Source organism: Flagellimonas maritima (genome assembly GCF_003269425.1).
GTDB lineage: Bacteria > Bacteroidota > Bacteroidia > Flavobacteriales > Flavobacteriaceae > Flagellimonas > Flagellimonas maritima.
This window is the reverse complement of record NZ_CP030104.1, coordinates 2,634,655-2,647,425: the sequence shown is the minus strand read 5'-3', so window position 1 is coordinate 2,647,425 and position 12,771 is coordinate 2,634,655. Positions and strand designations below refer to the sequence as shown.

9 protein-coding genes are annotated in these 12,771 nt (G+C 44.1%); 6 read left to right on the top strand and 3 right to left on the bottom strand.

What is annotated here, in order from left to right:
• Positions 1–53: 53 nt before the first annotated feature.
• From HME9304_RS11660 to HME9304_RS11650, 3 genes are all read right to left on the bottom strand, one after another.
• Positions 54–557: a DUF6702 family protein gene (locus tag HME9304_RS11660; RefSeq protein WP_239023262.1), complete on the bottom strand. Its 504-nt coding sequence runs from the start codon at positions 555–557 to the stop codon at positions 54–56.
• A 94-nt stretch (positions 558–651) separates the two neighbouring features.
• Positions 652–1,449 carry a carboxypeptidase-like regulatory domain-containing protein gene (locus tag HME9304_RS11655; RefSeq protein ID WP_112378765.1) on the bottom strand — a complete coding sequence of 266 codons (798 nt, stop codon included), beginning with the start codon at positions 1,447–1,449 and terminating at the stop codon, positions 652–654.
• Positions 1,439–2,179 carry a carboxypeptidase-like regulatory domain-containing protein gene (locus HME9304_RS11650; protein WP_112378764.1) on the bottom strand — a complete coding sequence of 247 codons (741 nt, stop codon included), beginning with the start codon at positions 2,177–2,179 and terminating at the stop codon, positions 1,439–1,441. The genes HME9304_RS11655 and HME9304_RS11650 overlap by 11 nt, the downstream gene beginning before the upstream one ends.
• A gap of 207 nt (positions 2,180–2,386) precedes the next feature.
• On the opposite strand from HME9304_RS11650, the gene HME9304_RS11645 reads away from it, so the two are divergent.
• The 6 genes from HME9304_RS11645 to HME9304_RS11620 all read left to right on the top strand — a co-directional run bounded on the left by HME9304_RS11645 (position 2,387) and on the right by HME9304_RS11620 (position 12,766).
• A complete protein-coding gene (locus HME9304_RS11645; protein ID WP_123877468.1) occupies positions 2,387–4,864 on the top strand; it encodes a beta strand repeat-containing protein in 2,478 nt (825 codons plus the stop codon).
• Position 4,865: 1 nt separating this feature from the next.
• Complete coding sequence (locus tag HME9304_RS11640) at positions 4,866–6,032, top strand: gliding motility-associated C-terminal domain-containing protein (protein ID WP_112378762.1); 1,167 nt, start codon at positions 4,866–4,868, stop codon at positions 6,030–6,032.
• Positions 6,033–6,195: 163 nt separating this feature from the next.
• Positions 6,196–10,116, top strand: coding sequence for a hypothetical protein (locus HME9304_RS11635; protein WP_206170465.1), 3,921 nt, complete (start codon positions 6,196–6,198; stop codon positions 10,114–10,116).
• A gap of 9 nt (positions 10,117–10,125) precedes the next feature.
• Positions 10,126–10,776: a hypothetical protein gene (locus tag HME9304_RS11630; protein WP_112378761.1), complete on the top strand. Its 651-nt coding sequence runs from the start codon at positions 10,126–10,128 to the stop codon at positions 10,774–10,776.
• Positions 10,777–10,778: 2 nt separating this feature from the next.
• Positions 10,779–11,954 carry a gliding motility-associated C-terminal domain-containing protein gene (locus HME9304_RS11625; RefSeq protein ID WP_239023260.1) on the top strand — a complete coding sequence of 392 codons (1,176 nt, stop codon included), beginning with the start codon at positions 10,779–10,781 and terminating at the stop codon, positions 11,952–11,954.
• 77 nt (positions 11,955–12,031) lie between these two features.
• Positions 12,032–12,766 carry a M15 family metallopeptidase gene (locus tag HME9304_RS11620; RefSeq protein ID WP_112378760.1) on the top strand — a complete coding sequence of 245 codons (735 nt, stop codon included), beginning with the start codon at positions 12,032–12,034 and terminating at the stop codon, positions 12,764–12,766.
• Positions 12,767–12,771: the final 5 nt, after the last annotated feature.

Sequence of the window (12,771 nt, the reverse complement as noted above, 5' to 3'; positions counted from 1 at the left end):
CGATTTTTAAAACTTTGAAAAATAACTTTTTTTTAACTAATTTTTAGGGTAGGTTATAAGTTTAACATTCCTTTATTATTCTCCCTAAAGAGCACAAAACTTCTCTTTTGCCCATTCCATTTTAAATGGACAATGTTTTGTTGTTCTTCGAACATGTCGGTTAAAATTTCATTTTGAACAGCAATAGATTCCAAATTTGAAAGTTCAATGTCCGTCATTTCCATATAACAGATGACAACATCATTATCATATTCTTTTCCCAGAAAGGTATACTTTACGGCTTCCCCGTTCAATTCCACAACAAATTTTGCCCTAAGGTATTTCTCTATATATTCATTTGCCACCTTTGTTTCGTTTTTGGTACCCAGTGCTGTAGTTACTCCATAGCGTTCTTCCAAAACTTCCTCCAAATCATCGATAAAAATGCGACTTGTTATCTGAAATGAACTATTCTTCTCGGAGTAGGCCATATTGGTAACACTTAGATAGAATTTATGGGAAGTAAAGCTTAATAATGGAAGAATAAGAAATATAATTACAATTAAACTCTTTTTCATTCTTTTAATTTTTTCTGGTCAAATGTAAACAAACCTTATGCCAATATATGACCATATTTGATATCATGATTGTTCCAAAACCGTTCGGGTTTGATCAATCCAAATTATTGACTTCTCGGTATACCCTACTTCTTGATATTAGATAGTCCAATATTTTCAGTCGGTCTTTTGAGTCGACCGTTTGTTGAAATTTCTCGTCCACTTCACAGAAATACATAAAATCATTTATTTTTTCAGCAGGAATTTTAAAAGTGGTCACAAAAAGGGAGTCAATATATACATCCTGTACCCTTTGGGTACGCGCGTAGGCTTTATCGACCTTAACTCTGTTCTTCAACATTTTTGTACGCCCCGTGATTGCATTTATTATAGGATCCAACGGAGGGGCGAGTATCATTGAAGGGTTAAACTTTCCAAAAGTTGACTGCTGTAACTTACGTTCACTTTGGGTTGGTATTTTTCTATGGGCATTGGGCAGACCCAGAGCTTCGGCACTTACATTTTTTTCAAGCTCCAATCCTCCTAAATCTTGTCCCAGATCACCGGACAGGTTAAAAGGTTTTACAACAACTTCTTTTAATTCGTTTACAAATTCTTCCAGAATAACAGTAACGGATTTGGTATTAAGGAGTTCTTCTGTAACAGGCAATAGCTTTCTTTTAAATTGAACCGCGGAAAATATCAAAGTATCGCTCAATTTTGCCAAAATGGAAAAATTTCCATCAATACCTGTTATAACAGCACTATTGGAGGTAATGTTCTGTACCACTACGCCTACAACATCTTTATCTTTGCTGTAAACTTTACCTTTTATTTCTTTTTGATTACTTTTTTGAGCATTGGATGCAAAGATTACTGCAACCGACAAGAAGAAAAAAAGCTTACTCCTCATTTAATTCCGCTAAAAAAGTTTTACTGTGTGTAACCAAAAAATCTATCAACTGGAACTCGTTCTCTTTCCGCAAAAGTGTTTGCGAGGGCACTTTATCATCACAATAAATCAAGAAGGCATCTATTTTGTCCTGGGGCAACTTTAAATCCACAACAAAAAACTGATCGTCATAAATCTGTCGTAGCACTTCACTTACTTTTAGAGGCTCCTGGTCAACTCCGTCATTTCTATTGGAATTAAACATCGCCTTGAATATATTGACAAAATTGAGCCCGTCGCGCATTCCCCTTGTCGTCTGGGATTCTGCAATATTTTCCACTTCGGTAGTTCTGTCTATTTCATACTCAAACTGCTTAAAATTCTCGTTTTTTACTTCGAGAAATTTTTTCTGGTTTTCTGGGGTAATGACCACTTCATCCAATCGGGTCACTTTTTCGGAGACCTCTACAACAAGTCTGTTATTGTTCAACATTTCCGGAGTAACCGTAATAACTTCCAATTGAAAATTTACAGCGGTAAAAACAAGCTGGTCACCTTCTTTGACCAAGATGGAAAACTGCCCATCATCATTGGTTATGGTAGCGGTTTCGGCAGTAGAATTAATTACATTTTCATTGGGCACATTGCCTCCTTTGTACAAAACCTTACCGCGTAAGACCTGTCTGTTGTCCTGTGCGAAGGATATGCTTGTAAATGCCAATAAAATTACTAATAGGATAGTGTTTTTCATGTAAAAGCTATTTAGCTTAAGTTAAAGAAAGTCTTTGATATGCACATAAAAAAATAAAGCTGTTCTAAACTTTTGTTAATTCTCTAATTTAAACTCGTCCGTTCACCATAGAACTAAGGTATTTTGACGGTAATTCTTAGAATAACCATAGGATAGACTTAGCTTTGTTATTTACACTTTTTGAAAAACCCTGAAATATCAAATACTGTGAAATCTCAAATAATATATTTGATTGTTGGCCTACTTATAATCACTTCTGCAAATGGCCAAATAAAAATCGGTGAAAATCCCCAGAATTTAGACCCAGCTTCTGTTTTGGAATTGGAAAGTACCTCTAGGGCCCTTGTCATCACCAGGGTCACAGATACACAGATGAACAATATTGTACCACTACGGGGGGCGTTGGTCTATAATACGGACCAAGAGTGCATCCACTACTACAATGGTATTGGATGGGTCAATATCTGCGAAGCATTGGACAACTCTTTTACCACCACCACAGAGGCCATTGTTAATACTGCTTCTGAAGATAACACCATTGCCATAACCCAAGTAGATGATAATTATAATTTTGAAGTAAACCAGATAAGAGGTGAAAATGTTGTACCAAGAACTTTGTTCGGAAGCAACCTTGCAATTGAATCCATCACCGATCAAGAATTGCAAAATGGATCTGTTACAAGGGCAAAATTAGCAGAAGGAAGCACAGGAATATCCGGAGAACTCCTACGTTGGGATGGTGCCGTTTGGACCTTAACTAACGAGAATTCTTTAAATATTAGTGAAGTAGATGGGGAAATAGGGAATGAAGTTACTGGTCCTGCTGATGGAACATTGGAACTTTCTGGTGGCGGCATCACTGGCAACCCTTTTCTCTTGGATGTTAGCCCAGATGGTATTACTAATGCTGAATTAGCTGATAATGCAGTAACTTCTAATAATATTTTTGATGGAACTATCCTCGATGCCGATATAGCAGCCGCCGCTGCGGTACAGGGAACCAAGATAGCACCGGATTTCGGAGCACAGAACGTGAGCACAACGGGGACATTGAACTCCGGCAGCGCAACAATCGCTGGGACGATTTCATCAACGGGAACAGCGACAGTGGGCGCCAATACGATAACGAACATTGATGGCGCCAACGGGCAGGTACTGACCACGGACGGTGCAGGGAACGCCACTTGGCAGAATACAAGTTCAGCAGCCGTGCAAACCACCACAGCTATTGACGGGAATGGTCTTGCAGCCACGCCCTTAGATTTGGCCGACAATGCAGTCACCTCTGTAAAAATAGCCGACGGAGCCATCCTCGATGCCGATATAGCAGCAGCCGCCGCGGTACAGGGAACCAAGATAGCACCGGATTTCGGAGCACAGAACGTGAGCACAACGGGGACATTGAACTCCGGCAGCGCAACAATCGCTGGGACGATTTCATCAACGGGAACAGCGACAGTGGGCGCCAATACGATAACGAACATTGATGGCGCCAACGGGCAGGTACTGACCACGGACGGTGCAGGGAACGCCACTTGGCAGAATACAAGTTCAGCAGCCGTGCAAACCACCACAGCTATTGACGGGAATGGTCTTGCAGCCACGCCCTTAGATTTGGCCGACAATGCAGTCACCTCTGTAAAAATAGCCGACGGAGCCATCCTCGATGCCGATATAGCAGCCGCCGCCGCGGTACAGGGAACCAAGATAGCACCGGATTTCGGAGCACAGAACGTGAGCACAACTGGGACATTGAACTCCGGCAGCGCAACAATCGCTGGGACGATTTCATCAACGGGAACAGCGACAGTGGGCGCCAATACGATAACGAACATTGATGGCGCCAACGGGCAGGTACTGACCACGGACGGTGCAGGGAACGCCACTTGGCAGAATACAAGTTCAGCAGCCGTGCAAACCACCACAGCTATTGACGGGAATGGTCTTGCAGCCACGCCCTTAGATTTGGCCGACAATGCAGTCACCTCTGTAAAAATAGCCGACGGAGCCATCCTCGATGCCGATATAGCAGCAGCCGCCGCGGTACAGGGAACCAAGATAGCACCGGATTTCGGAGCACAGAACGTGAGCACAACGGGGACATTGAACTCCGGCAGCGCAACAATCGCTGGGACGATTTCATCAACGGGAACAGCGACAGTGGGCGCCAATACGATAACGAACATTGATGGCGCCAACGGGCAGGTACTGACCACGGACGGTGCAGGGAACGCCACTTGGCAGAATACAAGTTCATCAACCGTGCAAACCACCACAGCTATTGACGGGAATGGTCTTGCAGCCACGCCCTTAGATTTGGCCGACAATGCCGTAACTCTTCCAAAAATAGCCGATGGTACGGCTGCTGGACAACTCATGCAATGGGACGGAATAAATTGGGTACTTATTGATGACGGAGCTCTTGATGTAACAGATGAAATAGTTTTCAAAGGAAGAGTATTGGCCGCGTCAGGCGTCACTGGAGCATATACTATAAACGACCCTACAATAACAGCAACTTCTATTATTCAACTAACAGTAGAAGAAAATCCCTCTGGAAATCCAATAATTATTCAACTTACCAATCAAGGTTTAGGAACCTTTTCTGTTCAAATTAATGAATTTACTGGACCTGGTTTTACAGAAATTAATGCAAATTGGCAATACATAGTTGTAAACCCGTAAAATGAACCCCCCCCTCTACATACCATTCCTCCTACTCTTTGGATTCACCCAAGCCCAAAACGCATTGTACAACAGTGGGAACATTCGTATTCACCCTAATGGAAATCTAGGTTTCCATACCAACTTGATCAACGATACCGCTTTTGACCAAAACGATGGCTTGGCAGGTTTCTATGGCAATGCTACCCTACAAGTGGAAGGGAGTATTTCACCAATATTCAATGATGCAGAATTTATGGTTTCCAACGATATTTTTTTACAAAATTCTGTCAATGTGCAGAATAATGTAAATTTTGTCGAGGGCAATGTGCTATCACCACTTAACGACCAGACCATTAATTTAAACTTTACGAGCAATGGATTTTTTACGGGTGAAAACGATGCTAATAAGGTAACGGGATTTGCTGCAATAACCGATCGGCAATTTTTCTCTTTTCCCGTTGGCGATGAAAATCAGTTGCGGCCTTTAATGTTGGATTCCCAAAGTGATACACCGTTGGCTTTTTGTGCCTACTTTTTTGAAAATCCTTCCAATCCTATATCTATTGCAGAAAGTTATAACGTAGAAGAAAAAGTAAGGGATATAGGAACTGTAAACAACAAAGAATTTTGGATCGTTCAAAGTGACGTTCCAGCAACCGTGACGGTAAGCTGGAACCAAAGAAGCGCACTGGGCGCAATCCCAAACACTACTTTGGATGCAATAATTCTCGTGGGATGGAGCAAACAATCAAACCAATGGGTCGCCATAGGCAATTCTGCACAGAGCGGAGATGAAAACCAAGGATTTTTGACCTCGCAAACCTTTGTTCCCAGCGATTATGAAGCCATTACTTTTGGTACGGTTCCACTGCCAACGGATACTTTTGCGGTTAATAACCCAACTTTGGGCAATTACTTTTTAAGTCCCAATGGAGATGGTACCAATGACTTTTTGGTTATTGAGGGAATGTCAGAATCACCGAATAATGCACTGCGTATATTTAATAGATTTGGACAAAAGGTTTTTGAAAAAATCAATTACGTGGATGAATTCTCTGGGTTTACAAATTCGGGGAGTTTCTTGTTGAACAAAGATATCGGACTCCCAGAGGGCATCTATTATTATCTCGCTACCTTGGATGATTTAAATTTGGAATATCAAGGTTTTATTTTTCTGGACAGATAGAGAAATCCTATTATATTTCGCTCGTTCATTTACCAAAAAAACCGCTGTTTAGAAAAAATTTTTAATTTTACTACGGTAAATGCTTGTTACACAACATTTACTTCCAGCACACCCCACGTAAACGTACTTTTGTACTGACCCCAAGAATTTAATCATACTTTGAATGAAAAAGATAATACTCTTATTCACATTATTTGCCCCTATATTAATTTTTTCGCAAGTAAAAGTCGGATCTAATCCGAACACCATTGATTTAGCATCCATTTTGGAATTGGAAAGTTCCAACAAGGCCTTGGTCTTAACAAGGCTGACGTCGGCCCAAATGCAAAGTATTGATCCTTTAAATGGTGCTTTGGTATATAATACTGAAACATCTTGTGTCCATTTTTACAATGGAATGCAGTGGATTAATCTATGTGATGGCTCCAATACTTCAAACTTCACTTTTGTAGATAATAATGATGGTACGTTTTCTATTTTCGAAAATGGGGAGCTAGTACTTACCTCATCTAATTTAACTGGACCCGAAGGGCCACAGGGAGAACAGGGAATTCAAGGAGAGATTGGACCCGACGGACCTCAAGGCGAGCAGGGAATCCAAGGAGAGATTGGACCCGAGGGACCACAGGGCGAGCAGGGAATACAAGGAGAAATTGGACCTGAAGGACCACAGGGCGAACAGGGAATACAAGGAGAACAGGGAATACAAGGTGAGATTGGACCCGAGGGACCGCAAGGACCGCAGGGCGAACAGGGCATCCAAGGCATACAGGGAGAAGTTGGACCAGAAGGGCCGCAGGGTGAGCAGGGAATCCAAGGAGAACAGGGTGAAGTCGGACCTGAAGGACCTCAAGGCGAACAGGGAATTCAAGGAATACAAGGTGAAATCGGACCAGAAGGGCCACAAGGACCCCAGGGCGAACAGGGCATCCAGGGAGAACAGGGCATTCAGGGAGAGATTGGACCAGAGGGACCGCAAGGACCCCAAGGCGAACAGGGAATCCAAGGAGAAATCGGACCCGAAGGGCCGCAGGGAGAACAGGGAATACAAGGAGAACAAGGAATACAAGGTGAAGTCGGACCCGAAGGACCCCAAGGTGAGCAGGGAATTCAAGGAATTCAGGGAGAAGTCGGACCCGAAGGACCGCAAGGACCGCAGGGCGAGCAGGGAATCCAAGGAGAACAGGGTGAAGTCGGACCTGAAGGACCTCAAGGCGAACAGGGAATTCAGGGAGAAATCGGACCCGAGGGACCACAGGGCGAGCAGGGAATCCAAGGTGAAGTTGGACCCGAGGGACCGCAAGGGCCGCAGGGCGAACAGGGCATCCAAGGCATACAGGGAGAAGTTGGACCAGAAGGGCCACAAGGCGAGCAGGGTGAACAAGGAATCCAAGGTATACAAGGTGAGATTGGGCCTGAAGGACCCCAAGGCGAACAGGGAATCCAAGGTGAAGTCGGACCCGAAGGACCGCAAGGGCCGCAGGGAATCCAAGGAGAGATAGGACCCCAGGGCGAACAGGGAATTCAAGGAGAAATCGGACCCGAGGGACCACAGGGCGAACAGGGCATCCAAGGCATACAGGGAGAAGTTGGACCAGAAGGGCCACAAGGCGAGCAGGGTGAACAAGGAATCCAAGGTATACAAGGTGAGATTGGACCTGAAGGACCCCAAGGCGAACAGGGAATTCAGGGAGAAGTCGGACCCGAAGGACCGCAAGGACCACAGGGAATACAGGGTGAAATCGGACCGCAAGGACCCCAAGGCGAACAGGGAATCCAAGGCGAGCAGGGAATACAGGGTGAAATCGGACCCGAAGGACCGCAAGGACCACAGGGCGAACAGGGCATCCAAGGAGAAGTTGGACCAGAAGGATCTCAAGGCGAACAGGGCATCCAAGGCATACAGGGAGAAGTTGGACCAGAAGGGCCACAAGGCGAGCAGGGTGAACAAGGAATCCAAGGAGAACAGGGAATCCAGGGTGAAATCGGACCCGAAGGACCACAAGGACCTCAGGGAGAACAGGGAATTCAAGGTGAGCAGGGAATCCAAGGAGAACAGGGAGAAGTCGGACCCGAAGGACCACAGGGCGAGCAGGGTATCCAAGGCGAGATCGGACCCGAAGGACCGCAAGGACCTCAGGGCGAACAGGGAATTCAGGGAGAAGTCGGGCCCGAAGGACCACAGGGCGAGCAGGGAATCCAAGGAGAACAAGGAATACAGGGTGAAGTCGGACCCGAGGGACCACAAGGGCCGCAGGGCGAACAGGGCATCCAGGGTGAAATCGGACCCGAAGGACCCCAGGGCGAACAGGGAATTCAAGGTGAAGTCGGACCCGAAGGACCGCAAGGACCCCAAGGTGAGCAGGGTATCCAAGGAGAAATTGGACCTGAAGGACCACAGGGCGAACAGGGAATACAGGGAGAGATCGGACCCGAAGGACCGCAAGGACCCCAAGGTGAGCAGGGTATCCAGGGTGAAATCGGACCCGAGGGACCGCAAGGTGAACAGGGAATCCAAGGAGAAATCGGACCACAAGGACCCCAAGGTGAGCAGGGAATCCAGGGAGAGATTGGACCCGAGGGACCGCAAGGTGAACAGGGAATTCAAGGAATACAGGGTGAAGTTGGACCCGAAGGACCACAGGGAGAACAAGGAATACAGGGTGAAGTTGGACCCGAAGGACCACAGGGAGAACAAGGAATACAAGGAGAGATTGGACCCGAGGGACCGCAAGGACCGCAGGGAGAACAGGGAATACAGGGAGAAATCGGACCTGAAGGGCCACAAGGACCCCAAGGCGAACAGGGAATCCAAGGTGAACAGGGAGAAGTCGGACCTGAAGGAGCTCAGGGAGAACAGGGAATTCAAGGAATACAGGGTGAAATTGGACCCGAGGGACCGCAAGGACCCCAAGGCGAACAGGGTATCCAAGGTGAAATTGGACCTCAGGGAGAACAGGGCATTCAGGGAGAGATTGGACCAGAGGGACCGCAAGGACCGCAGGGAGAGATTGGACCCGAAGGACCGCAAGGACCTCAGGGCGAACAGGGTATCCAAGGTATACAGGGTGAACAGGGAATCCAAGGAGAAATCGGACCCGAAGGACCGCAAGGGCCACAAGGCGAGCAGGGTGAACAAGGAATCCAAGGAGAAATCGGACCCGAAGGACCACAGGGCGAACAGGGAATCCAAGGTGAAATCGGACCCGAAGGACCACAGGGCGAACAGGGAATCCAAGGTATACAAGGTGAGATTGGACCTGAAGGACCCCATGGCGAACAGGGAATCCAAGGAGAAGTCGGACCCGAAGGGCCACAAGGGCCGCAGGGCGAACAGGGAATCCAAGGTGAAGTCGGACCACAAGGTGAACAAGGAATCCAAGGAGAAGTTGGACCCGAAGGACCTCAAGGACCCCAAGGCGAACAGGGAATCCAAGGAGAAGTCGGACCCGAAGGGCCACAAGGTGAGCAGGGCGAACAAGGTATACAAGGAATTCAGGGTGAAATCGGACCCGAAGGGCCACAAGGTGAGCAGGGCGAACAAGGACCTGTAGGCCCCCCACAAACGCTTAGTAAATCTGGAAATACGTTTTCTCTAAGTGACGGCGGAGGTTCGGTTGATGAAACAATTACCAGTTTTTCACAGAATAATACCACGGGAGTAATCACTTACTCCAACGAAGAATCTACTGATCAAACAGCAAATACAGTAGGTGCGGAAACAAACAATAGTATTTCCGTCGGGACCAATGGAGGAGCTTTTTACGAGAGCCCCATTAAAGCTTTTGGAAAAATTAGTTCTGGAGGGGGTGTAATTAGAGTAACGCCAGGGGTCACTGTCACTAAACTTGGAGGAAATGGATATTACAGGGTAAATCTTCCTTTAGGTCTGGTAAGCGATGGGAACTATATCATTCAATTAGCCCAACCAAGTCGCGATGGGTCTGGTAATGACGATCCTGGAATTTCTTATCGTAATCAAACCAGCTCAAGTTTTGAAGTTATTATCGGTGATAACGACAATGGGGGAACAGATAGAAATCGGTTCAACTCAGAATTTATGTTCACCATTTTAGATCTATAGTGCAAAAAGATGAAAAAAGTCATAATATTAGGTTTACTATTTTCATTTTTCAAAGTAGTTGCCCAAACACCAACAGCAGGAGATTTAGTGGGAATACACAATGTAACGACATTGGAAATGAATTCCATTACAAACCCTATTGAAGGATCAATGGTTTTTAATACCACTACGAGCAGCATGCACTTCTATAGTAATGCTGCTTGGGTAGAAATTCCTAATGTGGCAAATGTTTACGTCGGTGCATTTCAGATTACTGGCACAGGGAATCAGGTAATCAATGGGCTTCCTTTTGAACCCAGTAGTATTACATTTACAGCATATGCCAATGTAGAGAGTCTCAATATCAATTCAGATAATGGCACAAATAACAATAATAATGGAATTGCGAATTCCTTTGGTTCCATGAACGGTTTTGCCAGAAATGATAATGGAAGTATCTCAGAACAGGTAATTTATGTTGGAGGTAGTGGTAATTCCATCAATGATATTTCAAGGTATGCGTCCAGTTCGCATAGTATAGGTCTACGGTATGGAAATCAAAATGGTGATAATCTAGGGGTGACCTCGGCTACTGTCACAAGTTTTAACAATGATGGGTTTACGCTCAATACAGACAGTTTTGCTGACGGTATAGTGGTTTTATTTCAAGCATATAGATAAGAATGTTCAAAAACAATCAACATAGAGGATTACGGGTTTTGGGGCTCATGTTTATGATTTTCAACCTAATGTCAGGTCAGGACGCTTTCCATAATTTTGGAAATCTTCAATTTCATGGAAATACCTCCGTAGGTTTCCATATTGACTTAATCGATGATGGCGTTTTTGATGAGAATCTTGGCCTTACCGGTTTTTATAGCGAAAATCAATTAAATATTTCAGGAACATCCAATCCGGTATTCAACGATATTGAAATAGTTACTGAAAACGGATTGTATTTAAACACATGGGTGGGTATCAAAAACAATGCAAACTTTATTATCGGAAATGTGTTGACCGACAAGAGTTCATCCGGAAGTTATCTAAATTTTATTGACGATGCATTTTTTACAGGTACTGGGGAACTTACCCATGTCAATGGTTATGCAGGTGCTACAAATAAGGAGTTGATAACTTTCCCGGTCGGTGACGGGCAGCAGTTGAGATATCTGACATTGACATCCGATGCCATAAACAGTCTGGCGCGCTGCGCATATTATCGTGAAGATCCCAACAATTCAACATCTTTGGGGCAACAGTTTGATACAGCAAATAAAGAATTTGATGACCTACAGATCAGTGAATTTGAATTTTGGCGATTGGAAAGCAGTCAACCTTCTGCAATAACCTTAACCTGGAACGTCAGCAGTAATATTTCTTTATTGACTGAATCAACGGAAGGCTTGCTTGTAGTTGGGTGGAACAAAACAGAGAATAGATGGGAAAGCCTCGGCAATACATCCATAACAGGAAATCTGGAATCAGGTAATATTACTTCCAACTCATTTCTGCCAAACGATTATGAAATTGTTACACTTGGCGGAACGGAGAGTCTACTGGAAACTTTTTCAGTCTTGGAGCTTGACAATTATTTTATGACCCCGAACAATGATGGTACCAACGATTTTCTGGAGATAGATGGTATAGAAAATTTTCCCAATAATATTCTCAATATTTACAATCGCTATGGTATTCTGGTTTATTCCAAATTGAACTACAACAACGAATTTGATGGTAAATCCAATCAGAATGCTGCCATTAGTAGAAATTCAGGTCTAGCAGCAGGAGTCTATTTTTACGTTCTTACCCTAACTGATTCCAAAGAAAAGTTTCAAGGATACTTGTATCTTTCACAATAGTCAACTTATATAAAAAGTATTGAAAATATGTTCGGTTGAAAAGAAATACTTTTTAACTTGTCCAACAAATTCATTCCATGAAAAGAAGAACTTTTATTAAGAAGACATCAATTTCAGGACTTGCATGTACGTTGCCCGCTATTTATCCAATCCTTCCGAATACGGATTATTCTGTTTTGGAACTCATGGGGAAAGAAGAAATTGAACTTTTTGGAGAAGGCATCAATTTAAGAAAAGAAGCTTATGAAGCTTTTTTGAACATGAAAAAATCGGCTTATTCCGATGGGTTTGATATTAAAATGGTTTCCAGTTTCAGGGATTATTACAGACAGGAGGCAATATGGGAAAGGAAGTACCTGCGCTACACAGAAGATAATGATATGCAACCGTTGGATGCAATCGATAAGATTATAGAATATTCTACAATTCCCGGAACAAGCAGGCATCACTGGGGTACCGATATCGATATTATCAACGGGTATGCCAACGTTTCAGAAAATGTATTAGATCCACAAAAATTTGAGCAAGGAGGCCCTTTTGAAGCTTTCAAACTTTGGCTGGACGAGAATTCCGAAAAATTTGGATTCTATCTAGTTTATACCAATGAGCCCAAAAGAAGGGGTTTCAAATATGAGCCATGGCACTATAGCTATGCTCCTATTTCAATCCCAATGCTGACCGCTTTCAGAAAAATAAACATCCTTAAATTATTGCAAAAAGAAGAATTTTTGGGTTCAGAACATTTTACCACTGGGTTTCTAAAAACCTACCTTCAGGACAATATTTTGGATATTAACCAAAAGTTGTTGTAACACTT